The 25,115-nt window shown below is 43.4% G+C and carries 26 protein-coding genes; 7 read left to right on the forward strand and 19 right to left on the reverse strand.

Annotated features, from left to right (window positions below; all coding sequences use genetic code 11):
• The first annotated feature begins 11 nt into the window (after positions 1 to 11).
• Positions 12 to 827 (forward strand): arginyltransferase, encoded by an 816-nt coding sequence (locus tag GWK51_RS10610; protein WP_161933666.1) that lies wholly within the window; start codon positions 12 to 14, stop codon positions 825 to 827.
• Positions 828 to 864: 37 nt separating this feature from the next.
• Here the strand turns inward: GWK51_RS10610 and rimI are convergent, their stop codons facing one another.
• The 7 genes from rimI to GWK51_RS10645 form a co-directional block, all read right to left on the reverse strand.
• Complete coding sequence (rimI, locus tag GWK51_RS10615) at positions 865 to 1,323, reverse strand: ribosomal protein S18-alanine N-acetyltransferase (protein ID WP_161933667.1); 459 nt, start codon at positions 1,321 to 1,323, stop codon at positions 865 to 867.
• A gap of 117 nt (positions 1,324 to 1,440) precedes the next feature.
• Positions 1,441 to 2,322, reverse strand: coding sequence for a metal-dependent hydrolase (locus GWK51_RS10620; protein ID WP_161933668.1), 882 nt, complete (start codon positions 2,320 to 2,322; stop codon positions 1,441 to 1,443).
• Between the two features lie 258 nt (positions 2,323 to 2,580).
• Positions 2,581 to 3,771: an elongation factor Tu gene (gene tuf / locus GWK51_RS10625; protein ID WP_161933127.1), complete on the reverse strand. Its 1,191-nt coding sequence runs from the start codon at positions 3,769 to 3,771 to the stop codon at positions 2,581 to 2,583.
• A 94-nt stretch (positions 3,772 to 3,865) separates the two neighbouring features.
• Positions 3,866 to 6,004: an elongation factor G gene (gene fusA, locus GWK51_RS10630; protein WP_100242963.1), complete on the reverse strand. Its 2,139-nt coding sequence runs from the start codon at positions 6,002 to 6,004 to the stop codon at positions 3,866 to 3,868.
• Between the two features lie 131 nt (positions 6,005 to 6,135).
• Complete coding sequence (gene rpsG / locus GWK51_RS10635; RefSeq protein WP_004694929.1) at positions 6,136 to 6,606, reverse strand: 30S ribosomal protein S7; 471 nt, start codon at positions 6,604 to 6,606, stop codon at positions 6,136 to 6,138.
• A gap of 177 nt (positions 6,607 to 6,783) precedes the next feature.
• On the reverse strand, positions 6,784 to 7,158 hold the full coding sequence (gene rpsL / locus GWK51_RS10640; protein ID WP_000246374.1) for a 30S ribosomal protein S12: 375 nt from the start codon (positions 7,156 to 7,158) through the stop codon (positions 6,784 to 6,786).
• A 154-nt stretch (positions 7,159 to 7,312) separates the two neighbouring features.
• Entirely contained in the window at positions 7,313 to 8,749 is a 1,437-nt protein-coding gene (locus tag GWK51_RS10645) for an EcsC family protein (RefSeq protein ID WP_161933669.1), read from the reverse strand.
• 271 nt (positions 8,750 to 9,020) lie between these two features.
• On the opposite strand from GWK51_RS10645, the gene GWK51_RS10650 reads away from it, so the two are divergent.
• Positions 9,021 to 10,250 carry a beta-ketoacyl synthase N-terminal-like domain-containing protein gene (locus GWK51_RS10650; protein ID WP_100242959.1) on the forward strand — a complete coding sequence of 410 codons (1,230 nt, stop codon included), beginning with the start codon at positions 9,021 to 9,023 and terminating at the stop codon, positions 10,248 to 10,250.
• Positions 10,251 to 10,326: 76 nt separating this feature from the next.
• Entirely contained in the window at positions 10,327 to 10,779 is a 453-nt protein-coding gene (locus tag GWK51_RS10655; RefSeq protein WP_161933670.1) for a CopD family protein, read from the forward strand.
• A 309-nt stretch (positions 10,780 to 11,088) separates the two neighbouring features.
• Here the strand turns inward: GWK51_RS10655 and GWK51_RS10660 are convergent, their stop codons facing one another.
• From GWK51_RS10660 to GWK51_RS10675, 4 genes are all read right to left on the reverse strand, one after another.
• Positions 11,089 to 12,534, reverse strand: coding sequence for an amino acid permease (locus tag GWK51_RS10660; protein ID WP_161933671.1), 1,446 nt, complete (start codon positions 12,532 to 12,534; stop codon positions 11,089 to 11,091).
• A gap of 170 nt (positions 12,535 to 12,704) precedes the next feature.
• Positions 12,705 to 13,064 carry a RidA family protein gene (locus GWK51_RS10665; RefSeq protein WP_142767898.1) on the reverse strand — a complete coding sequence of 120 codons (360 nt, stop codon included), beginning with the start codon at positions 13,062 to 13,064 and terminating at the stop codon, positions 12,705 to 12,707.
• Between the two features lie 12 nt (positions 13,065 to 13,076).
• Positions 13,077 to 14,180 (reverse strand): alanine racemase, encoded by a 1,104-nt coding sequence (alr, locus tag GWK51_RS10670; RefSeq protein ID WP_161933672.1) that lies wholly within the window; start codon positions 14,178 to 14,180, stop codon positions 13,077 to 13,079.
• A 44-nt stretch (positions 14,181 to 14,224) separates the two neighbouring features.
• Entirely contained in the window at positions 14,225 to 15,484 is a 1,260-nt protein-coding gene (locus GWK51_RS10675; protein ID WP_100242953.1) for a D-amino acid dehydrogenase, read from the reverse strand.
• 141 nt (positions 15,485 to 15,625) lie between these two features.
• Between GWK51_RS10675 and GWK51_RS10680 the strand changes: the two genes are divergently transcribed.
• Together GWK51_RS10680 and GWK51_RS10685 are read left to right on the forward strand one after the other, a co-directional pair.
• On the forward strand, positions 15,626 to 16,090 hold the full coding sequence (locus GWK51_RS10680; protein WP_100242952.1) for an Lrp/AsnC ligand binding domain-containing protein: 465 nt from the start codon (positions 15,626 to 15,628) through the stop codon (positions 16,088 to 16,090).
• A gap of 106 nt (positions 16,091 to 16,196) precedes the next feature.
• A complete protein-coding gene (locus GWK51_RS10685) occupies positions 16,197 to 16,940 on the forward strand; it encodes a sporulation protein (RefSeq protein ID WP_161933673.1) in 744 nt (247 codons plus the stop codon).
• A 78-nt stretch (positions 16,941 to 17,018) separates the two neighbouring features.
• Here GWK51_RS10685 and GWK51_RS10690 read toward each other — a convergent pair whose 3' ends face one another.
• The gene (locus GWK51_RS10690) at positions 17,019 to 17,663 is read right to left on the reverse strand and encodes an HAD-IA family hydrolase (RefSeq protein WP_161933674.1); all 645 of its coding nucleotides are present in this window, start codon (positions 17,661 to 17,663) and stop codon (positions 17,019 to 17,021) included.
• 89 nt (positions 17,664 to 17,752) lie between these two features.
• On the opposite strand from GWK51_RS10690, the gene GWK51_RS10695 reads away from it, so the two are divergent.
• Positions 17,753 to 18,520 carry a hydroxymethylpyrimidine/phosphomethylpyrimidine kinase gene (locus GWK51_RS10695; protein WP_161933675.1) on the forward strand — a complete coding sequence of 256 codons (768 nt, stop codon included), beginning with the start codon at positions 17,753 to 17,755 and terminating at the stop codon, positions 18,518 to 18,520.
• 48 nt (positions 18,521 to 18,568) lie between these two features.
• Here GWK51_RS10695 and GWK51_RS10700 read toward each other — a convergent pair whose 3' ends face one another.
• The 7 genes from GWK51_RS10700 to rpe form a co-directional block, all read right to left on the reverse strand.
• Entirely contained in the window at positions 18,569 to 19,222 is a 654-nt protein-coding gene (locus GWK51_RS10700) for a nuclease-related domain-containing protein (protein WP_161933676.1), read from the reverse strand.
• Between the two features lie 37 nt (positions 19,223 to 19,259).
• The gene (locus GWK51_RS10705; protein ID WP_161933677.1) at positions 19,260 to 19,742 is read right to left on the reverse strand and encodes a methylated-DNA--[protein]-cysteine S-methyltransferase; all 483 of its coding nucleotides are present in this window, start codon (positions 19,740 to 19,742) and stop codon (positions 19,260 to 19,262) included.
• Positions 19,743 to 19,783: 41 nt separating this feature from the next.
• Positions 19,784 to 20,101, reverse strand: a complete 318-nt coding sequence (sugE, locus tag GWK51_RS10710; RefSeq protein ID WP_161933678.1) for a quaternary ammonium compound efflux SMR transporter SugE — start codon at positions 20,099 to 20,101, stop codon at positions 19,784 to 19,786.
• A gap of 261 nt (positions 20,102 to 20,362) precedes the next feature.
• The gene (locus GWK51_RS10715; RefSeq protein WP_161933679.1) at positions 20,363 to 21,256 is read right to left on the reverse strand and encodes a copper resistance protein B; all 894 of its coding nucleotides are present in this window, start codon (positions 21,254 to 21,256) and stop codon (positions 20,363 to 20,365) included.
• Positions 21,246 to 23,087, reverse strand: coding sequence for a copper resistance system multicopper oxidase (locus tag GWK51_RS10720; protein ID WP_161933680.1), 1,842 nt, complete (start codon positions 23,085 to 23,087; stop codon positions 21,246 to 21,248). Before GWK51_RS10720 ends, GWK51_RS10715 begins: the two co-directional genes overlap by 11 nt.
• A gap of 49 nt (positions 23,088 to 23,136) precedes the next feature.
• Positions 23,137 to 23,559 carry a hypothetical protein gene (locus GWK51_RS10725; protein WP_161933681.1) on the reverse strand — a complete coding sequence of 141 codons (423 nt, stop codon included), beginning with the start codon at positions 23,557 to 23,559 and terminating at the stop codon, positions 23,137 to 23,139.
• A gap of 433 nt (positions 23,560 to 23,992) precedes the next feature.
• A complete protein-coding gene (gene rpe, locus GWK51_RS10730; protein ID WP_161933682.1) occupies positions 23,993 to 24,679 on the reverse strand; it encodes a ribulose-phosphate 3-epimerase in 687 nt (228 codons plus the stop codon).
• A 157-nt stretch (positions 24,680 to 24,836) separates the two neighbouring features.
• Here rpe and GWK51_RS10735 point away from each other — a divergent pair, with 157 nt between their 5' ends.
• Complete coding sequence (locus GWK51_RS10735; RefSeq protein WP_161933683.1) at positions 24,837 to 25,112, forward strand: DUF2218 domain-containing protein; 276 nt, start codon at positions 24,837 to 24,839, stop codon at positions 25,110 to 25,112.
• Positions 25,113 to 25,115 lie beyond the last annotated feature (3 nt).

The raw sequence follows: 25,115 nt of genomic DNA on the forward strand, positions 1-25,115 counted from the left end.
GAGGGATCTTTATGAATTCTTATCACCCGAAGTCCCTGCTCAATGATTTGCAGTACTACATTACACCACCACATGAATGCAGTTACCTTGAAAAAAAATCAGCACGGATGGTTTTTCTAGATCCAGCACATCGGATTGATGTGGTGACTTTATCCGAACTTTCTCGGGTTGGATTCCGCCGTAGCGGTGACTTTGTCTATCGTCCTGAATGTCACCTATGCCGACAGTGTCTGTCTTGCCGTGTGCCAGTACAGGACTTTCAAATGAACAGTCAGCAAAAAAAAGCATGGAAGCGCAATCAAGATTTAACCGTAAAAATTAGCCAACCCAAAGATGCCAGTGATGTACATTATGCCTTGTATGAACGTTACATCCGTGAACGACATGCCGATGGCGATATGTTCCCCCCAAGTTATGATCAGTTTGAAAAATTCCTGATTCATAGCTGTAGTGAAAGCTTTTTCCTTGAACTTTGGAAAGACGAACAATTACTGTGTGTATCTACCTGTGACCAACTGGATGATGGTTTGTCTGCGGTATATACCTTTTTTGATCCCGATGAAAACCGCCGTTCTTTGGGAGCTTTTGCCATTATGAAACAAATTGAATATGCCCGACAGCAACAGCTGGACTATGTCTATTTGGGTTACTGGGTGCCACATTCCAATAAAATGAACTATAAATCGCAATACACCCCATTAGAATTATTGCTGGACGGGCAATGGCGTCGCATTAATCGTTCCCTCAGTGCAGAAGAAATTCAACTGTTGGGAAACTCCTTAATGACCACACTCCCCTCAGGCTGGAACAATTCGATTATTAAATAAGCCCATATAAGATGGAGTGAATTGGCTCCACCCAAGGCTATTTAAACAATTGCGAGAAATCATCGGTACAGGCTTTGACCATAATAATGGCATGCTCGCGTCCGCCATTTGGGCAGGGATAGTAATTTTTGCGTAAATCGATCTGATGGAAACCCGATTTTTCATACAATGCTATTGCAGCCTGATTGCTTTCCCGCACTTCCAAAAAAATTTGTACAGGTTGATTTTTTAAGAGTGCCATCGATTGATCTAATAGCTGATAGCCCAAGCCTTTGCCCTGCTGATTCGGATGAATCGCCATCAAGAGTAAATTCGCTTCATCCAATACAGGCTGTAAAATGCAAAACCCCACCACTTGCCCAGCCTGCTCAATCACCGTACTTTGGTAACTCTCTACGGCATCCTGAAATTGCGTGATTGTCCAAGGATGGCTTTGCACCAATTTTTCAATTTGAGCGACAGCATTGACATCGCTGTGCTGCATAAAACGAATCATGCCTGTTCATCTTACTGATCTATATGAACAGGCATTATAAAAATTTTTTGCCTAGAAACGAACAACAACAGGGATATTTTTATTCTCCCCATGCTGTTTCAAGTTCAGAATCTAACGTTACAAGCCTAATTTAGCCTTCCAATTTGCCAATAAACTGATGGTATCCAAATGATTCGGATGAAAACTTGGTTTAAAGTACGCCAGCATTTCTCGCCCCATCCCTGTAATAATGCCTTTGGATGGACTATAACCATAAATATAGATATCTTTTAAAGCCTTAAAATTAAGTTGCTTGTCTTGTTTTAATAAGCGTAAGACAAAATAGCTTTGCACCACAAATAAGGTTGCCATGGCTGCAATTAAAGAGCCACAACGCGCGAAATAAGCTTTCATACCCGTTCCAAAAACCCCTTCAAAGACATCATACGCTACAGCTTTGTGTTCATTTTCTTCGACTGCATGCCAGTACCACATAGTCGACATGGTTTCATCGGTCATCAATTCCTGAATATGTCGATTAATCAGTAATTGCGAGGCAATGGTTGCAGTAAAGTGTTCCAGCGCGGTAGTTCCCATCAAGTCGATCATTTCTTGGGTAACACCTAGAGGCTTAAACAAAATAGCGGCAGTTTTACGAAAACCTTGAATGACTTGATCGGTTTGCTGTTCTAAACGCGCGACATCATGTCCGTACTTTTGTGCCGAAGCATTAAAGCCCACATGTTCTTGGGTATGCATGGCTTCTTGACCAATAAAGGCACTGATTTCTTTTTGCAAAACCTGATTGTCTTTAATGGTGGGGTGATAACGAACTGCACGTACACTATCAATAAAGAATTGCTCACCTGCTGGAAATAGTGCCGATAATGCGGTCATAAAATGTGTCAGCCCTGCAGAACCATTCATCCAATATTCAGGCACATTTTCAAAATTAAAATTCATACGGCGTACAGGGAAACTTGCACCTGCGCGATTGGTAATTTTTACCTTAGCATTCATCCTGAGACTCCTATAGACCCCTACGGTCTAACCTGCTTTATGCTTGTTTTTCTTGTTTCTAATATTACGTTTTTCACTACAAGCGATAAGGGCAGATAGGGTCAAGGAACTATCAGTTAAGGACAGTTTTAAGGGGAAATTGTCTGACAATTACAACTATGTTTAATAAATCAAAATCAAATAAAAAATTCGTTTTATGAAATCTATACATATAAAAAAAGCGCCCCAAAGGAGCGCTTTTTTCACACAATAAAGTGATTATGCAGTTACTTTCGCAACAACACCAGCACCTACTGTACGGCCACCTTCACGGATCGCAAAACGTAGACCTGGGTCCATTGCGATTGGGTGGATTAATTCTACTGACATTTCAACGTTGTCACCAGGCATTACCATTTCCACGCCTTCTTGTAATTGGATCGCACCAGTTACGTCAGTCGTACGGAAATAGAATTGTGGACGGTAACCGTTAAGGAACGGAGTATGACGACCACCTTCTTCTTTAGAAAGTACGTATACTTCTGCGTCGAATTTAGTGTGTGGCTTGATTGTACCTGGTTTAGCAAGTACTTGACCACGTTGTACGTCTTCACGCTTAGTACCACGAAGAAGAACACCACAGTTCTCGCCCGCACGGCCTTCGTCAAGAAGTTTACGGAACATTTCAACGCCAGTAACTGTAGTTGTTTGAGTATCACGGATACCAACGATTTCTACAGATTCGCCTACTTTCACGATACCAGCTTCTACACGACCAGTTACAACTGTACCACGGCCAGAGATAGAGAATACGTCTTCGATTGGCATTAAGAATGCTTTGTCGATAGCACGTTCTGGTTCTGGGATGTAAGAGTCAAGCGCTTCAACAAGAGCAAGAACTGAAGACTCACCGTACTGACCAGCGTCGCCATTAAGCGCAGCAAGAGCAGAACCACGGATAACTGGAGTGTCATCGCCTGGGAAGTCATAAGTAGAAAGAAGTTCACGAACTTCCATTTCCACTAATTCAAGTAATTCTTCATCGTCAACAAGGTCGCATTTGTTTAAGAATACGATGATGTAAGGTACACCAACCTGACGTGAAAGAAGGATGTGTTCACGAGTTTGTGGCATTGGACCATCAGTCGCAGCACATACAAGGATCGCGCCGTCCATCTGAGCAGCACCAGTAATCATGTTTTTAACATAATCGGCGTGGCCCGGGCAGTCTACGTGAGCGTAGTGACGAGTTGGAGAATCGTATTCTACGTGTGAAGTATTAATTGTAATACCACGTGCTTTTTCTTCAGGAGCAGAGTCGATTTGTGAGTAATCTTTCGCTTCACCGCCGTAAGTTTTTGCACAGATCGTTGCAATCGCAGCAGTTAAAGTAGTTTTACCATGGTCAACGTGACCGATTGTGCCCACGTTCACGTGTGGCTTATTACGTTCAAACTTAGCCTTAGCCATTTGATTTTCCTTTTTAAACTACTCATGCAGGATCACTGCATGAGCAACTGGTTATTAACTAAAAAATTAGTTTGGGCTTATAGTAATCGAAAGATTACTCGTCGTCACCTTTTTTACCGCCAGATTGGAATTTAGCGATAATGCCTTCAGCCACGTTACGTGGAGTTTCAGCGTATTTAGCAAATTCCATTGAGTAAGTCGCACGACCTTGAGACATAGAACGCATTTGAGTCGCGTAACCAAACATCTCAGCAAGAGGTACTTCAGCTTTAATAGCTTTAGTTCCGCCAGGAAGATCGTCCATACCTTGAACCATACCACGACGACGGTTTAAGTCACCCATGATATCGCCCATGTAGTCTTCTGGAGTTTCTACTTCAACTTTCATGATAGGTTCAAGAAGAACAGGATCTGCTTTCATGAAACCGTCACGGAATGCGTAAGAACCAGCCATTTTGAACGACAATTCGTCAGAGTCGACATCATGGTAAGAACCGTCGAATAATGTCGCTTTGATACCCACAACAGGGTAACCAGCCAAGACACCATTCTTCATACGTTCTTGAATACCTTTGTCAACCGCACCGAAGAATTCTTTAGGTACAGTACCGCCAACAACTTCTTCAGCGAATTGGTATTCTTTACCAGATTCGTCAACATCCATTGGCTCTAAACGTACGTATACGTGACCAAACTTACCTTTACCACCAGTTTGACGTACGAATTTACCTTCTTGCTCAACAGTCTTTTTGATTGTTTCGCGGTAAGCAACCATTGGTTTACCAATGTTCGCTTCAACACCAAATTCACGCTTCATACGGTCTACGATGATGTCAAGGTGAAGTTCACCCATACCAGCAATAATCGTTTGACCAGATTCTTCATCTGTACGAACGCGGAATGATGGATCTTCCTTAGCCAAACGGCCTAAAGCGATAGACATTTTTTCTTGGTCAGCTTTAGTTTTTGGTTCAACAGCCAATGAAATTACTGGCTCTGGGAATTCCATACGCTCAAGTGTAATGATGTTTTTCTCATCACATAGTGTATCACCCGTTGTAACGTCTTTAAGACCTACACACGCTGCGATGTCACCTGCACGGATTTCATCAAGATCTTGACGCTCGTTCGCGTGCATTTGCACGATACGACCGATACGCTCACGCTTAGATTTAACTGGGTTATAAACCGGATCACCTTGTTTAAGAACACCAGAATAAACACGTACGAAGGTTAAGTTACCTACGAATTTATCGTTCATGATTTTGAACGCTAACGCAGAGAACGGAGCTTCGTCAGATGCTTCACGAGATGCTTTAGTTTCATCTTTGTCGTCAAGAACACCTTCAATCGCCTTAACTTCTGTAGGCGATGGTAAGAATTCAATAACCGCATCCAACATACGTTGAACACCTTTGTTCTTGAACGCAGAACCACAAAGCATTACTTGAATTTCAGATGCTAATGTACGAGCACGTAAACCACCGATGATGTCTTCTTTAGAAAGATCACCTTCTTCTAGGTACTTGTCCATTAATTCTTCAGATGCTTCAGCCGCAGCTTCAACCATCTTAGTACGCCATTCGTTCGCAGTGTCAACGAGGTCAGCTGGAATATCACCGTATTCAAACTTCATACCTTGAGATGCTTCATCCCAGATAATCGCTTTCATTTCGATGAGGTCAACAACACCTGCAAACGTATCTTCTGCACCAATTGGCACAACGATAGGTACAGGATTACCACCTAGACGAGTTTTAACTTGCTCAACTGCACGGAAGAAGTTTGCACCAGTACGGTCCATCTTGTTCACGAATGCTAAACGAGGCACTTTATATTTGTTTGCCTGACGCCATACAGTTTCAGACTGAGGTTGTACACCACCAACTGCACAGTAAACCATGCACGCACCGTCAAGAACACGCATAGAACGCTCAACTTCGATTGTGAAGTCAACGTGTCCCGGTGTATCAATTACGTTGATACGGTGTTGGTCGAATTGGTTAGCCATACCAGACCAGAAACAAGTCGTAGCAGCAGAAGTAATGGTAATACCACGTTCTTGCTCTTGTTCCATCCAGTCCATTGTAGCTGCGCCGTCGTGTACTTCACCAATTTTGTGAGATACACCTGTGTAGAACAAAATACGTTCAGTCGTAGTTGTTTTACCCGCATCGATGTGCGCAGAGATACCAATGTTACGGTAACGAGAAATTGGGGTTTGACGAGCCATGATTTCTTGCATTCCTAAATTTTGTTGTTTAAAACAGGACGCTTTAAGCTGGCGAACAGCTTAAAGCGATTCGATGACAATTTAGCGTAAGCCAGCTTGTCACCCTCCTGAATAGGGGCTGTTTTAGTCGCTTAGAAGCGGTAGTGTGAGAATGCTTTGTTGGCTTCAGCCATACGATGCACGTCATCACGCTTTTTAACCGCTGCGCCTTTACCTTCAGCTGCATCAAGCAACTCACCAGCAAGACGTAAAGCCATAGTTTTTTCAGAACGCTTAGCAGCAGCATCTACTAACCAACGCATAGCCAAGGCAGTACGACGGGATGGGCGTACTTCCATAGGTACTTGATAAGTAGCACCACCAACACGGCGTGCTTTTACTTCAACCATAGGACGAACTTTTTCAAGAGTAGTCTCGAAAAATTCAACTGGGTCTACTTTGTTTTTTTCTTGAACGCGGTCTAAAGCACCGTAAACGATACTTTCAGCAATAGATTTTTTACCATCTTGCATTACGTGGTTCATGAATTTAGCGATTGTTTGGCTACTGAACTTAGGATCCGGAAGGATTTCACGAGCAGCAACTACGCGACGTCTTGGCATTTTAAACTACCTATATATATGACACTTCAGGTTAATCCAGCCGTAGCACAAAGTGTCATGTGCTTTCGCTGGCCTTACTACACGTCGCTTGAATTTCACAAAATAAATGCAGAAATCAGACAAGCGAGACGATAAAGGATTGCAGTTCTAGAGAACTAAGAAGCTAATCTCGAAAGATTATTTCTTAGGACGCTTAGCACCGTATTTAGAACGTGACTGGTTACGATCTTTAACACCAGCACAGTCTAAAGAACCACGAACGGTATGGTAACGTACACCTGGTAAGTCTTTAACACGACCACCACGGATAAGAACAACACTGTGCTCTTGTAGGTTATGGCCTTCACCACCGATGTAGCTAGAAACTTCAAAACCAGAAGTTAAGCGAACACGGCAAACTTTACGCATTGCTGAGTTAGGTTTTTTAGGTGTAGTTGTGTAAACACGTGTACAAACACCACGACGTTGTGGACAAGCCTTCAACGCAGGAACTTTAGATTTTTCAACTAAAGTCGTACGACCCTTACGGATCAACTGATTTGTTGTTGCCATATGGCAATTCTCCCGTTAATAAAAAGCCCCAAAAAATACTACTTTTTGAGGGCATGCAATTGTAAGTCAAGATGCAAAAATGGTCAACCTAAGCAAAGCACCAATCCATCAGGCTTTCAGCTTTTCTTGCCATTTTTTAAACACTTTTCGATATTTACTGTTCAGTCGGTGGCGTAGTCTTTTTTGTAACCCTTTTTGCAGGCGTCTTGCGCGGGCGTTTTGCTGCAACAACTGGCTCTGCCAAAGGATTCTCAATCTGCTCTACAGCGCCATCCACAAGAACCTCGACGGCTTGAGATGTTAATGCCGATTGTTGCTGCACTTGGTCATGCGGTTCAACCCAATCCCCGGCTAATTTTTCCAGTCCTTGCTCAATTTGCTGCTGTTGAGCAGTTTCATCTCTTGGTTTAGCCGCAGTTTTTCGCTTGACCTGAACCTTGGCAATATTTTGATGATGGTCCAGTGTCACCTCAGCTGCATCATTGAATGACTCAGATTCCACCAAGCTTGGCTGTACGGTTTCAGTGAGTAGTTTCGGTGCTGCCTGCGCCAACAAAGCCAATGACCGCTCGTAAGCGGTTACCACTGAAAGCTCAACATCTTTATGCTGCTGAATGTATTGTCGCGCTTGTGCAAACACCACCTGAGCTTTTTGATTAACATCTTCAATCAGTTTCCAGCTATACACCGCACTTAAGGTTGCGCCTGCAACTGGGGTCAGTTTACTTAAGAACGCATAGTTTGGAATTTTATTCATCCAAGCCCATTTGTAGTCGCCTTGTTCATTGTGTAGCCACTTTTTTAGAGTCTCAATATCATTGCTCGAACCAAGGAGATGTTGTAACTGACCAAGATCATGCGTTTGCAACATCTGTGACAACGCTTTTAACGCCATCAACAAAGTTTGTTTTTCTGCGATCAGCCCAAGGTCAATCTGTTTAAAAATGAACTGAACGATATCTTGTTCGGTATCTTTATTCAGCTCAAAACCATAAGCGCGCCCCACTTGATAGATGGTGCGTAACGATAAAATTAAAGACAATGGAATATCGACACTGGAACCAAGCGTACCCGTAGCTCCCGTGAGCATGCCTTGTAAAGAAGCAATCCATTTATTCTGTTCAGCCAAAGCCTGACTGATGCGCTTGGAGCGATCGACATCTTGGGTCAGGGTTTCAAGATCTTTCACCCCAGCTTGATCCAGAACATCATCCACCGAGCTAATATCGGAACTAAAAGCATTTAAACGTTCAAAAAAGTAATCACTAATTTTATCGGTATATTGGGGTGCCACAAAACTCGCCACATTATTCACTTTGGAATAATGTCGACCTAAAAGTTGACGAGAAACTTGCGGAAAGTGTTCGCGTAAAATCTGCTGTGCATCTTGATATTTTTTCTTGTCAAAAGCCGACTTTGAATGCGCTTTTCCTTCAATAAAAGCTGAATTTCCCGCACCTTGCGGATAGGCAGCTACAGAGCCTGGTGCAACATGTTGCAAAACATCAATTCCTGTTTGGCTGAGCTTTTTAGCCACCCCAAAGGCATTTGAGAGGAATCCTGTTGATTGTTTATTATTAGCTTCTGTCATTCTTGACCCTTCTTGTTCAATTCTTTCATTTCTCGCTAAATACTAGGTATAGTCTAAGTTTATCTCAACATCAAACTGTTTCTTTTAGTTAAGAACTTTGTCGAAATCGGCTTTTTTCCACTGTTCCAAATACGCATCATATTTGCCATAAGAATTCAAAAATCTTTCTGCTATTATGAGTTCAAATCAATCATATGAAGACTTGTAGCATAAAGGCTCTCCCCTGACGGCATACAGTCACGCAAAATATCACCATATAAGGGATCTGTAGATGAAACGTGTTGTTATTACTGGTATGGGCATCAACTCATGTATCGGTAACACTTTAGAAGATGTCACTCATTCATTGCAAAACGGGATTTCTGGAACACGTTTCAACCCGACTTATGCTGAACTTAATTTCAAAAGTCACATCAGTGCAGCAGCAGAACAAGATTTCGATCACATTGATCGTAAATTAAAACGCTTTATGGGCGTGTGTGCGATGTATGCCTACAATGCGGCAGTGGCTGCAGTTGAAAATGCTGGTTTGACAGCAGAACAAATTGGCGGCAACCCACGCTACGGTATTGCTGGTGGTTCAGGTGGCGGTTCAACAGCTTCTGTTATTGAAATGAAAGAACTCCTTGACACTAAAGGTGCGCGTAAAGTTGGTCCGTTCTTCGTACCACGTAACATGTCGAACACCATTACAGCGAACGTTGGCGTTGCCTTTAAAATGCAAGGTGTTGCACACACCATTACCAGCGCTTGTGCAACTTCTGCAGATGCGATTGGTTATGCGTACAACCTGATTCAACTGGGTAAACAAGACTTGATGCTTGCGGGTGGCGGTGAAGAAGATCACTGGTCACAAAGCTTGTTGTTTGATGCGATGGGCGCGCTTTGCTCGAAGTACAACGACACACCTGAAACAGCGTCTCGTCCATACTCTGCTGACCGTGACGGTTTCGTAATTGCTGGCGGTGGTGGTTTCGTGGTTCTTGAATCACTTGAACACGCTCAAGCACGTGGTGCCAACATCTTAGCTGAAGTCGTGGCTTATGCTGCGAACAGTGACGGTGCTGACATGGTTGCGCCATCTGGTGAAGGTGCTACACGTTGTGTACTCATGGCACTTGAAGAAGCGAAACAACACGGCGTAGACAAGATTGACTATGTGAATACACACGGTACATCTACGCCTGCTGGTGACGTAACAGAGTTGTTGGCAATGGAACGTGCATTTGGTGAAGGTCAAGTTCCTCCACTAAGCTCGACTAAGTCAATGACAGGTCACAGCTTGGGTGCTGCTGGCGTACAAGAAGCGATTTACTCTGTATTGATGATGCAAAATGACTTCATCGCACCAAACATCAACGTGACTGAACTTGATGAAGGCGCAAAACCATTTGATATCGTACTTGAAAAACGCGATACAAAATTGAATACTGTGATGAGTAACAGTTTCGGTTTTGGCGGTGTAAATGCTTGTCTCATTTTCAAAAAATGGGAAGGCTAATTTAAGAAATCTTGATCATTCATTGCCCATGCAGTGAATGATCAACTTTCCACACTGCCCTTAAAAGGGTGAATTGATGGATGCTCCTTCTGATGCTTTCCTTTGGGTAAAAGCATTACATATCATTGCAGTCGTTTGTTGGTTCGCTGCACTCTTCTACCTCCCCCGTTTATATGTCTATCATGCCATGAGTGAAGATGCTCTAAGTCATCAGCGCTTTGAAGTGATGGAACGCAAGTTGTACCGTGGTATTATGTGGCCATCGATGATTGCCACGCTAATTACGGCACATTTCTTGGTGGATTGGGGCGATGCAACGCGTCACTATCACGAAGCATTGTGGTTTTACCTCAAAGTGGGCTTGGTTGGGCTGTTGGTCATTTATCATTTGATCTGTGGTTATTACCGCAAAAAGCTGATCGGCAATGCACATTATAAATCGCATAAGTTCTGGCGCTTCTTTAATGAAATGCCAACACTGATTTTATTTGCAGTGGTGATTTTAGTGGTGGTTAAGCCCCATTTTTAAGCCCGAACAAAAACCTCCGTCAGGAGGTTTTTTTTATTGTCGATAAACTTATCAATTCATGCTAGAGCAAAGGCTCTGACTCGCCAAGCATTGATCTTTATATCGCTTTGGATCTTGCCAAAAGGCATTCAATGTATAACTTTCTAGTGAATGAGCAACTGACTTTAACCTTAAAATAGATTCACCCCGCTCATCCTTTAAATCCAATCCCCTGCTTAAAACCTCCTCCAATCGCCTCTAGCTCATTACAATATTGATGCCATAAAAAACTCACCCGAAGGTGAGTTTTTTATGATAGGAAAGTTTTACTTAATTCATCACTTCAGGACTGTTTTGAGCAGTCAGCTTCTTTACCCGAGGTAAATACAACACGCGATACGTAATTGCCAAAATAATCAGCCAAATCGGACTAATGATTAAGGCACGTAAAGTATCTGGCTCTAGACTTAAAATGACCAAGGTGAAGAATAAGAACACTAACACCACATAGGACATCCAGACACCACCCGGCATTTTGAACTTCGACTTGGCATGTAATTCAGGGCGTAATTTACGGTAGCGGATATAGCAGACCATAATCAGGCTCCAAATGCTGATAAACAGAATCACACACAATGAACTTGCCAAAGTGAATGCTTCTACAGTATTCGGAACGAAATACTGCAATGCCGCACCCGCCATAATGAAGATACAGGAAAACAGTAAGCCTTTGGCTGGAACAGCACGGCTGGATAATTCACCCAACGCTTTTGGTGCCTGACGTCCTTTAGATAGACCATAAAGCATACGACTGGTCGAGAACACACCACTATTCATGGATGACATTACCGAAGATAACACCACCAAATTCATAATCACTGCTGCACCACCAATCCCTGCATGCAAGAATAAGCTCACGAATGGGCTTTGATCGGCTGGAATTTCATTCCATGGAGTGACCGACATCACAATAAACAACGCCAATACATAGAACAAAATAATGCGGGTTGGAATCGCATTTACGGCTTTCGGCAAGTTCTTTTCAGGGTCTTTGGCTTCTGCCGCCATAGTACCAATCAGCTCGACACCAACAAACGCAAACAAGGCGATTTGGAAGCCTGCCAAGAAGCCACTTGTACCTTTCGGGAACATGCCGCCATTTGCCCAGACATTACTAAAGCTGGCCACTGAACCTTGCGGTGCTTGGAAATGGCTGAACACCATAAAGCCACCAATCACAATCAAGCCTAAAATGGCGAGAATTTTGATTAATGCAAACCAGAATTCAATTTCACCAAAGAGCTTAACGGTTAACAAATTCAGACCAAGAACCAGCAATACACAACCTGCACTAATCAGCGCCTGCCCGATTGGGGTAAACGCCATGTCAGGTGGTAACCAGAAATTCAGATAGTTGATGATGGCAGCAAGGTCGGCAATACCCACCAAGATCCAACCGAGCCAATAGGACCAGCCGATATAATAGCCCGCAGCGGGACCAATTAAATCGTGTGCCATATCGATGAAAGATTTGTAATGCAAATTGGACAACAGAATTTCACCTAATGCACGCATCAGGAAAAAGAACATACCGCCAATGATCATGTAGATAATTAAAATTGAAGGTCCAGCAAGCGAAATGGTTTTGCCTGAACCCATAAATAAGCCTGTACCAATAGCTCCACCAATTGCGATCAATTGTAAATGACGATTGGAGAGCTTGCGTTGCAACTCATGAGTTGCCTGTTCTGCTTGTGGCTGACGCGTCGTGGTCATAACTCAACATCCTTTTTTTATTCCTTTCCATGGCTTGGCTTTATCTCGCTCTCACGAGCAATCATTACTGAAATAAAACCAAACCTTCGTCCTTGTCAGTGCAATCTAAACCTTCTTGGTTGATACAATGCCTGCACTGACCATCGGTACTTCCTCCGTCCTTAGATGCCTTACTTTTGTGCTGCAACCACTGCAATTTCAATCAGCCATTTGGGATTAACCAAATCGGCTTGAATGGTGGCACGTGCAGGTGTTGCATGATCTTTCAACCAGTCGATCCAGATTTCATTCACGACAGAAAAATCAGACAAATCTTTCAAAAATAACTGTGCCGACAAAATACGGCTTTTATCGCTATTGGCTTGTGCCAATAACTGGTCAATGGTGTTCAACACATCTTGTGTTTGACCCGTAATATCCAAATCAGGATTTTTAGGCACTTGACCTGACAAATACACCACGTTGTTAAAAACGGTCACGGCGCTCATCACCGGAGTGGTATTGAAGCGCTGAATATCTTGTTGTGACATCGTTAAAATTCCTTATTCCTGAATTGAAAAATTGACGCGTGCAGTCACTGCGCACATCAGCTCATAGCCGACTGTGCCAGAGGTTGCTGCCACTTCATCAATGGGTAATACGGCACCCGAACTCGATTGACCCCACAACACCACTTCACTGCCAATTTGCGCATCGGGAATCGGGTCGAGATCAACCGCAAGCATGTCCATGCTGACACGCCCTAGAGTGCGGGTACGAATAGCGTTCACCAGTACAGGCGTACCTGTCGGTGAAATGCGTTGATAGCCATCGGCATAGCCACATGCCACAATCCCGACGCGAATTGGTCGGTCTGCAACAAAACTTGAGCCATAGCCAATGCTGTCATTTGGATTTAACTGTTGAATCGCAATCAGCTCACTGCGCAAGCTCATGCTGGGCTGTAAATTCCAGTCCTGAATACTATGACTCGGAAAATCTGGAGAACTGCCATACAGCATGATGCCACTACGTGCGTAATCTGAGCGTAGCTGGGTCGAGTATCTTAAAATTGCCGCACTATTGCTAATTGAACAAGGTGCTGGATACTGCTCTACAATCTGCTGGAACACTTGATGTTGGTATTCAATTCCCGATTGACCTTGACGCTCGCCATCAGCATCGGAGAAATGCATCATATGCACCAGCTCTTGAACGCATGCCAAATCTTGCAGTTGTTGCCAAGCCTGTACATAGCGTTCTGGCGTGAACCCTAAACGATTCATGCCGTTGTTCATTTTTACGAATACTTTGAATTTTGCTGCAACAGGAAACTGCTGTAACCATTGAATTTGCAGCTCATTGTGCACGGTAAAGCTGAGTTGATACTGCGCACAATCATATAAATCTTGCGCTGAAAAAATACCTTCCAGCAACAGGATTTCCCCTGTCCAGCCCAAGGCACGCACGCGTTTTGCTTCTTCAATATCGAGTAAAGCAAAACCATCGGCAGATTTAAATGCTTGATATACACGTTCAATGCCATGCCCATAGGCATTGGCTTTGACCACGGCAAAAACTTGGCTGTCTGGCATTGCGGCACGCGCAACAGCCAGATTATGTTTGAGTGCAGCTTGATGAATCACTGCGGTAATTGGACGTGGCATAACCCTTCTTCCCTAAAATCTAAATCATTTCCTTATTTCAGGAATTATGCTGCGTGCAAATAACGCTCAATCGATAGACCATCAATGCTGATGTCTGGTTTATGGTTCATCACCAAGTCACTGATTAGCTTGCCTGAACCACATGCCATGGTCCAACCTAAGGTGCCATGTCCTGTATTCAAGAACAGATTTTTGAAGCGCGTCGCGCCAATGATTGGTGTGCTGTCTGGCGTCATCGGGCGTAAGCCTGTCCAGAAGGTTGCATTCGGTAAATCGCCGCCTGGGAACAAATCTTTGGTCACCATTTCCAGCGTGCCACGACGGTCATCATTCAGTTTCAAGTTGAAACCGCTTAACTCTGCCATGCCACCGACACGAATACGTTGGTCAAAACGGGTAATCGCGATTTTGTAAGTTTCATCCAATACCGTTGATTGTGGTGCAAACGCAGGGTCTACAATTGGCACAGTCAATGAATACCCTTTGACTGGATAAACTGGTAAATTCAATTCAAGTGGTTTTAAGAAATCACGTGAATAACTACCGAACGCCAACACATAACGGTCTGCAGTCAAGACTTTGCCATTCACCACCACACCTTTGATTTCATCACCTTCAACCACTAAACGTTCTACGTTTTGGTTAAAGAGGAAATTTACACCATTGGCTTTGGCAATCTCTGCCAGTGAATTGGTAAACTTGTAGCAATCGCCTGTTTCGTCATTTGGCAGATGCAAACCACCGACTAATTTATCTTTGGCAAAACCAAGTGCAGGTTCTACACGCGCAAGGTCGTCTTTCAATAACAACTCATGCGGCACACCACACTCTTTTAAAACTTGAATATCACGTTGTACCGCTTCTAATTGTGCTTCATTACGGAACACCTGTAATGTGCCTTTTGAACGGTTTTCGTAGCTGATGCCGGTGTCTTTACGTAAGTCACGTAAACAATCACGGCTGTATTCCGCCACACGAGTCATACGTTCTTTATTGACTGCATAACTTTGCGCATTACAGTTTTTCAGCATTTGTGCCATCCACTGTAACTGCCACATGCTGCCATCCATATTGATGGCTAATGGTGCATGATGCTGGAACATCCACTTGACCGCTTTAAACGGAATGCCCGGTGCTGCCCAAGGGGTCGAATACCCTGGTGAAATTTGACCTGCATTACCAAAACTTGTTTCTTCTGCGGGACCTGCTTGGCGATCCAACACAGTGACTTCCGCTCCCTGCTGCGCAAGATAATATGCACTTGCTACACCAATTACACCACTACCTAAAACGATTACGCGCATTTCCTTTCTCTCACTGATGCCGCCAGTTTATTTACCTAGTATATTTCTACATCAATAGTGAATTTGACTGATTTAACAGGTATAGTTAAGAGATATTCATGAAATTTTCACTAAAGAAAGGCAAAAAACAGAGAAAAGCTTATGCGTAAATTAGACCGTGTAGATCGCCTGATTTTGGATATTCTGCAAATGGAAGGACGAATTGCGATTAGTGAATTGGCTTCTCGGGTCAATTTATCCACCACACCCTGCTCGGAACGAGTCAAGCGACTGGAACGTGACGGCATTATTACTGGCTATCATGCACGGCTCAATCCTGCACTGGTCGATCGCAATTTACTGGTATTTTTGGAGATTAAACTGTCTGCCAAATCGGGTGATGTATTTGATCAAGTGGCACGTGATTTGGTCGAAATTCCTGAGGTTTTGGAATGCCATCTGATTTCAGGCGAGTTCGATTATCTGGTTAAAGCTCGGTTAAAAGAAATGAGTGCATACCGACGCTTATTGGGTGATTTACTGAAAAAATTGCCCTCTTCCGCTTCATCGCATAGCTATATTGTGATGGAAGAAATTAAAGAGACGTTGTATTTAGATATGCGCTAAGTCTTAGCTGAACTGTGCTAATCTCACGCTGCTTTATTTTAGAAATCATTTATTTTTCATTTTCTGATCTTTCTTAGTTTTCTGATCTTTTTGGATTTTTTACATCATGTTAAATAAACTCATGTCGAGCTTAGGTCTACAAGGCATTCAGGTGGACACCCGCATTCACAACAGCCAATTAGAAGCAGGGCAAGTGCTGAATGGTGAAGTGATTTTTAAAGGTGCGGCTTCGAACAAACACATCAATGGTATCTACTTAAAGTTAATGACCACGGCGGAAGTAGAATCGAATGACTCGGAATACAATACCAATTTGAGCATTGCCGAATGGCATATTAGTGGTGCGTTTGAATTACTTGCCAACCAAACGCATAGCTTCCCGTTTTCAATTCAATTGCCTTTTGAAACGCCATTGACTGACTTAGCCTGCCGAATGAATAAAACCCGTGTTTGGTTACATACTCATTTAGATGTTGATTGGGGACTGGACGCGACCGATAAAGACTACCTACAGATTAGCCCGACACCGACCATGTACACCTTTATTCAAGCCATGCAACAATGCGGTTTACACTTGGTCACGGCTGATGTGGAAAAGGGTCAACTACGCGGCAACGGCTTTTACTCTACCCTTGGTTGCTACCAAGAATTGGAGTTTAAACCTGCACAGTTGTTTAGTGGTATCAATGAAGTTGAAGTCTCCTTTGTGGCGGAGCAACATCAAACCCATGTGCTGTTAGAAGTAGATCGTAAATTTCGAGGAGACGGCTTTAAAAGTTTCACCATTCCGCATCAACATGCCAATCCTGCAGTTCTCGCCAATCAAATCCGCAGAACACTCGGCATTTAAAAAGACATAACCCCACTTTGCTATGTACGGATTTTCGCTGTACTGAAAAGTGGGGCTACGCAATCAATCACTGCAAAATTAAATCAGCTTCAACAAATCGGCAAAACGTTGAATCCGTGCTTTCGGTTGTGCCTGATCCAGTTCGGTTGGAGAACCATAACCATATTCCACCGCAACGGTTTCAATGCCATTGCTGCGCGCACCGAAAATATCGTGTTCACGGTCACCGACCATCAAACATTCTTCAGGCTTGAGCTGTTCTTTTTCTAGAATATAGGCAATCAACTCGCCTTTATTGGTCCGATCACCATTCAGTTCGCTGCCATAAGGATAGTCAAAATATTGCAACAGCTCAAAATGATCTAGAATTTGACGTGCATAGACTTCTGGTTTCGCAGTCGCCAAAAACAAACGATAACCTTTGTTTTTCAACGCTGCTAAAGTCTGGGCAACATCATCAAACACATGATTTTCAAATAAGCCTGTTACGGCAAAACGTTCCCGATAGCCCAATAAAGCTTGATCTGCCAAGACATTATTACTGTCGACATTCAATAGCTTTGCCAAAGAGGCTTTTAACGGTGGGCCAATAATCCAGTCGATATTTTCATCCTCTGGAATTGGGTGCCCCACTTTTGCCAAACCATAACGTGCGCATGTAGTAATGCCCACTTTGGGATCTGTCAGTGTTCCATCTAAATCAATTAAAATATTCTTAATCACAACCCGACCCTAAACCCGAAAAATTACGCTCGAGACTTCGCTCAAAGTTGCCTATACTATCGCAAATTGAATGTATTAAGGAAATGTACATGCGCCCTACTGTACTGTGCTTTTCGGGTTTAGACCCTTCTGGCGGTGCTGGCTTACAAGCAGATATTGAAGCGATTGGTCAAAGTGGTGCGCATGCCGCAATTGCGTGTACCGCACTGACCATTCAAAACTCACAGCAAGTGTTTGGCTTTGAGGCAACTTCGAAAGAATTACTTTTGGCGCAGGCACATGCTGTAGTGGGCGATTTGCCAATTCAGTGCGTAAAATCAGGCATGCTGGGCACCACCGACAATATTGCCGCACTGGCTGAATTTTTGCGTGAACATCCTGAATACCGTTATGTACTCGACCCTGTTTTGGTTGCCAATAGTGGTGGCTCATTGGGTGATCAAGCCACGCTGGTCAAAGCCTTTGTGGAATTGATCCCCCTTGCAACCATCATTACGCCAAACACGGTGGAATTACGCGCCCTCACAGGTGAGCAAGACCTCGAAACCGCGACCCAAAAACTGTTTGAAATGGGTGCTAAAGCGGTATTGGTCAAAGGTGGGCATGAACAAACTGCCGACTATATTCGTAATGTTTTATATGTTGATGGCGAATTTGTGGCTGAAAGTCACTGCCCGCGTCTAGCAGGTGAATACCACGGTTCAGGCTGCTCACTAGCCAGCTTTATTGCAGGTCGTCTCGCGATGGGCGATGAACTCAAAATCGCAGTGCAACATGCAGAAACTTGGTTATTTAGCGTGTTAAAACTGGCTGAAACCCCTGTACCAAACGGACAGAAAATTCCAAAGCGCTTTTAAAAGGATATGCTCACCCCGCAATGACCAAGTGACATTGCGGGGTTATTTTTATTCACTGCGATACGTCTTTAAATTCTCGACATGCTGACGATTGGTTTTCCACGACTTTTCCAGCACTTCTTTTTCAATGCGCAATTGAATCCGTTTTAACTTCATTGGCGGAATAACAGGATCAGTAAAGCTCTTTATGTAATCTGTCCAAGCAGCGCCTCGAAACACATTCTGAGGCATCTGAGTTTTAAACTCACAATCGGGCATAAATACCACCACGGAATGAATCAGTGCTGGGTCGACAATATCCGCCAAAATTGCTTCTAAAACTTTCTGATGCTTATAATTTTGATGCAATGGATTTTGAAATTTAAAACTCTTTTTATAAATTTTTTGTGTCCACATTTTTTGACGTTCACCACCAAAAATCCAACCTTTGTAGTTTTTGGTTTCAATCACAAATACTCCGAATGGGCTCAATAAAATGTGATCAATTTGCGTGGTCTGGTTCTGCTCGTCAGGCAAAGTACAATCATTCAATAAAATATAATGGTTTTTATCTAGATACAGTTTGACATGCGCACTCACTGCAAACTCACCCATTTTCCCTTTTAAAAAGGGTTTGAATGCTTTGAATAGAGCAACGGCAATAAACAGTAAGAGGATCCACCCGAATGTGGACAATAGCGGTGCGAAAATCTGTGCAATCATTTTTTACTTAATATTATAAAGAATTAAGTCAACGATTTTATTGAAGTTGCTCAAGTTTTAAAAGGATCTGTTTATTGTCCAATCCACCCGCAAAACCGACTAATTTACCACTCGCGCCGATCACCCGATGGCACGGCGCAATAATTGAAATCGGATTCTTGCCATTAGCAGCACCTACGGCACGAACTGCTTCGGGATTACCTAATTGTTCCGCAATCTGCTTATAACTGCGGGTTTCACCATAAGGAATTTGCAACAACGCTTGCCAGACCTGCTTTTGAAAGTCCGTTCCATCAAAGTCCAAAGGCAAATCAAACTGCTGTCGTGTCCCAGCAAAGTATTCAGCCAATTGCTGCTGCGCTGCGCATAAAATCGGATGATCCTGTTGTTCAAGTAATTCCGCTAAACGCACACGCTTTGGATTTTCATTTTGCCACAGTACTGCTACCAGTGCGGTTTCATTCGCAACCAGTTTCAATTGCCCCACAGGCGTGAGCATATACATAAATGAAAGTTGCATAGCTCACTCCTGTGCTGCGACATAAAGATAAAAAGAAGAAATTAATTGGATGCCACTTTCATCAGCACCAACCCTGAAATAATCAGCACGGCGGCTAGCATACGCAGTGCAGATGCTGGCTCACCCAAAATAAAAATGCCCAGCAAAAAAGAGCCTACTGCTCCGATGCCCGTCCAAATGGTATAGGCTGTGCCGAGGGGCAAAGTGCGCATGGCATACGCCAACAAAGCAAAACTCAGCACCATAAAAATTAGGGTGATTACGCTCGGGACGAAACGGGTAAAGCCTTCAGACATTTTCATGGAATATGCCCACACCACTTCGAACATGCCCGCCAACACCAATACAATCCAGGCCATTTGCCTTCCTCCATTTGATTAGAGTCAGGTCGTCCTGACGAATTTTCTTGGTGCAAACATCTTTCTTTTTGCCTCAAGGGAGGTCGTTCCTCCTAAAACTGGACTGTATTATATGCAAATTCGCATCAAAATAGCGCAAATACACATTTTCAAATCTGATTTATCTCCTCCATAAAAAAGACTGAGTTGATCCCGAATCTATATCACTAGATACAAAACCAACCCAGTCCATTTAACTAAGATTAAAGCTCTAGATCCTAATTAAAATTTAAAGCGAATCCCCGCACCATATAGCCAGCCTTGTTCAGAATCAGTGCGCTGCTGCCAAGTGGTTTCCTGATTACCCTTTTGGTATTCATAAGACACATCAATAAACGGCATGATCTGCTTGCTGATTTCATAGCGGGTTTCCAGCCCCGTCGCAATGCGGCTCAGCCCTGTTTTTTGGGCATATTTCGAGTCATCACTAAAAACCACATCCATATCCAGATAAGGTTTGAGAATCAGTTTTTGCGTCAATAATAAGTCTCGCTCAGTTTCCAAGCTAAAACGCCATTGCTGATCTTGACCTGCATATAGATAGGCATCCGTTTCAAAGAAATACGGCGCCATACCATGTAAGCCGACAACGGCATCCAGTTGATTTTCATCCAACTGACGGTTCGGATCATTACGGTACTGAATCCCCGCCTGCGCATCCCAAAAGTCTGAAATCATGCGGCTATAGAGCACCTTAGCTTCGGTCTCGGCACGATGCGATTCGGCTTTGTCACTATGCAGTTTGATAAACAGCTTGTTTTCATCTGTGCCGATACGGGTTTCCAGTTCGGATTTTAAAGTACCCTCACCGTCTTCATTCCATAACCAGCGACTTTCTAGCGTAGTCGATTGATAAATCTGTCCACCATGCTCTTTGGCATGCGAACTGTGGTCAACATCTTCAATCACAGCAGATGACATCACCATAGACTGATGCTGCATCTGACCGTGTTCCATCCCTACATCCATCGTAGGCATTGCCATACTTTCAGTCGGCATCGACATTGCAGCATGATCATGATGATGAGATGTCGCATGCTCGGTTTCAGCCCAAGTCATTGAACTGAGCAGCAAGAGTGATGAGCTGATCGCCGTTAAAGTAAATTTAGTGCGCATGTTCAACTCCTTGCTTTGATGGCTGTGTCGCTTGCGTGTTGGCTCCTTGGGCTTGTTGCTTATCAACTGTTGCGACCACCAACTTACTCATCATGCCCGCAGACATGTGATACAGCAGATGACAGTGAATGGCCCATTCACCCAACTCATCGGCAGTCAGTAATGCGGTCACGGTTTTGCCTGGTGGGACAATCAAGGTGTGCTTATTTGGTATATTGGCTGGGCTTTGCCCATTTTCCAGTTGCATAAACATGCCATGTAAATGCATTGGGTGCGCCATCATGCTGTTATTAATAAATTTCAGGCGGACACGCTCACCATATTTCACTTGTAAGGGCTGCATGTCGGTAAATTTCTTGCCATTGATGGTCCAGATATAACGCTCCATAGTTCCACCCAAGCGGATTTCCAATTCGCGCTCGGCAGGTCGGGTGTCTTTTTGTGGCTCCAAAGAAACTAAATCCGAGTATTGCAAGGCTTTTTGCCCTTGTGGTGTTGCTGCATTCGCCCAACCTCGCACTGGAGTATTCGTTGTAGGACTAGCTGTTGTCACTTGGTGCTGTGCGTGGGACTGGTTTTCTGATGATGCAGAACTCATATTCGAATGATCCATGCTTTGCATCTTTGCATGAGTCATTTGTGAGTGATCCATACCCTGCATGCCTGCATGATTCATTTGTGAATGATCCATACCCTTCATCTCTGTATGATTCATTGTGGAATGATCCATACCCTGCATGCCTGCATGATCTGAACCATGTCCCATATCTTCCATGGTCAAGAGTGCACGCGGTCTCGCAGTAGGTATCGTAATCGGAGTTTGAGCACTGCCTTCAGGCTGTAAAGTGCCAATTGCAAAACCTGTACGGTCTATCGATTCGGCTTCAATCTGATATTTCGTTTGTTTCGGCTCTACGATGACGTCATAGGTTTCGGCAGTACCAATACGGAATTCATCTACAGCGACTGGTTTGACAGGCTGTCCATCGGCACTGACCACGGTCATTTTTAAGTTAGGTATACGGACATCATAAAATGACATCGCGGAAGCATTGATAAAACGCAAACGCACTTTTTCATTCGGCTGGAATGTACCAGTCCAGTTTTGTTCAGGCGTTTTGCCGTTCACCAAAAAGGTATAACCCGTGACATCGGACAAATCTGTCTTGAGCATGCGCATCTGGTTCCACATGGAACGGTCTTGCCAAGTACTTTTTACGCCTTCACGCTGTGTTTGCTTGAACACATCTGCCAGAGTTTCACGCTGATTCTGGTAATACTCTGCCGATTTTTTCAGATTTTTCATGATCTGATCACTGCTCGACTCATGAAAGTCGGACAGCATCACCACATAATCATGTTGCGCTTGCTCGTGTTGAGCTACAGGTTGTTTGCCTTTGGGATAAATCACTAAGGCACCATAAAGACCATCCTGTTCCTGGCCTTTGGAATGCGCGTGATACCAGTAAGTGCCATTTTGACGAACTTTAAAACGGTAGACAAAATCAGCATTTGGTTTAATGCCTTTAAAACCGTTAAATCCGGGCACACCATCCATTAAACCTGGCAGTAATAAACCATGCCAATGCAATGAAGAGTCCTGATTTTTTAGATTGTTATGTACATGAATAACCGCTTCATCACCCTCTTCAAATTCCAGTAATGGGGCTGGAAATTTTCCGTTCACGGTAATTCGTTTTAACGGTTTCCCCGTAACATTGACCATCCCTTCATCAATGGTCAAATGATATTCTTTGACTGCGGCAAGTGCCCATGAAGATGAGAATACACATAGCCCAAGCATGAGGCTTTGTCGAAATATAATAGACATGACTTATACCTTTATTCATGAAATTAATAAAAATTTGTTTTGAATAAAGTTAAGCTTTGGGCGGTCGGAGAATCTCTTGCCAATAACCAATCAAGTGCTGCGCTGTATAACGGCCATGCAAATTGGTTGCTGGGTCTGATGAAAAATGAAGGAGTGGATCTGCCACTGCGGTATCCAGCCAGACGCTTAAAGTCTGACAATGCAATTGCGCACAATCAGCACATTGCTTTACAGGCGTACTACTACTCGAATGACTATCGCAGGGCTTTTGCAGATCCATCTGTGCCAGATGTTGTTGATGCTGCATAGGCGCAGCGGCATGGCAATCGGGCTGAGCCTGAGGCACAGTTTGATGCTGCGGATGTTCTGCGACATTTTGTGCGGAAGGCTGCTGAACTGTTGATGATTGCTGTTGCAACATTTTTGCATGCATCGGCATGCTTGATGCATAGACAAGACTACTCCACCCCATGACAAAAGCCATCAGGCAAACAAACCAAGACTGTCTGCGGAGCGTTGTGGACACCAGATATACCCTATATCAACAAGGTCAGTTCAGCAAAATGCATCTATACAGCATAACCAAGAAATGAGTGTTGCACAATTTTTTCTAACAAATCCCCAATTTCATCTGACTTTCAGCCAAATCATTTTTACGATATTAATTACTTTTTAATCTGTGTGGTTTTTAATCCCTGCTGAATAAAACAACAATTTTTTCAAGCAGTAATTGTAATAAAAAGAGCACAAATGTGCTCTTTTTATACATAATAAGTCTAATCTATAAACGCTTGATGTGAAATTGTTTATTGTTTAAACGAGATATCCATAAGGTTATCTACATAGATATCTACAAGCTTACCCACAAAGTTATCCACAACTCGTATAGCATTTATTCACAGGACTTAAACATTCACTGAACCGACTTTTTCCAGTTCTGCACGCATTTCATCAATCACAGCTTTATAATCTGGCTTACCAAAAATCGCTGAACCAGCAACAAACATATCTGCACCCGCTTCCGCAATTTCACGGATATTGGCAGGACCCACGCCACCATCCACTTCTAAACGGATGTCGCGACCTGAAGCATCAATAAGCTTACGTGCCTGACGCAATTTTTCCAAAGTCATTGGAATAAACTTCTGTCCGCCAAAACCTGGGTTCACACTCATCAAAAGAATTTGATCGACTTTATCCAACACATAGTCAAGATAATGCAATGGCGTTGCAGGATTGAAAACCAGACCTGCTTTTGCACCGCCCGCTTTAATCAACTGTAAAGAACGGTCAATATGTTCCGATGCTTCTGGATGGAAGGTAATAATATCCGCACCAGCTTCCAAGAAATCCCCAATCAAACGATCTACAGGTGAAACCATTAAATGCACATCTATCGGTGCTTTAATGCCGTAGTTTTTTAATGCCTTACAGATACCCGCACCAAAAGTTAGATTCGGGACGTAGTGATTATCCATCACATCAAAATGCACCACGTCAGCGCCCGCTTCTAATACTTTTTCAACATCTTCGCCCAGACGTGCAAAGTCAGCAGATAAAATTGAAGGTGCGATTAAATAAGGCTTAGCCATGGATCAACCTGAGAGTTCATGAATTTAATGCGGATATTATAGCAAACTGTGACAAAGGTCTGTGACATTTCATTTTTGCAACGTTGCGTTGCAATGGACTACTGTTCAAGCGCAGCAAATTTGTTATGGTAAAGTTCCTACATCATGGTCGAAAAAAATGAAAAGCAGCTGTCAAATTGACACACTAGAATCTGCCCGTATCGCCAAGCGTTTATATAATCACTGGAAACACAAATTTGAAGTCAAAGAATCTGAGCAGCAATTTGAAATTATCATGCCAGAAGCACAGGTAAGCCTGATTCCACAGACGGAATACTTAGCCGTAAAAATCACCGCAGCCGCAGAAAAGCTAGATCATTTAGAAAAGGTGGTACTGGATCATTTAAGCCGTATGGCACAGCAGGAATTTGAAGCAGTATGGCAGCGGAGTTAAAAC

It is taken from the genome of Acinetobacter kanungonis, from assembly GCF_009939195.1.
Classification (GTDB): Bacteria; Pseudomonadota; Gammaproteobacteria; order Pseudomonadales; family Moraxellaceae; genus Acinetobacter; species Acinetobacter kanungonis.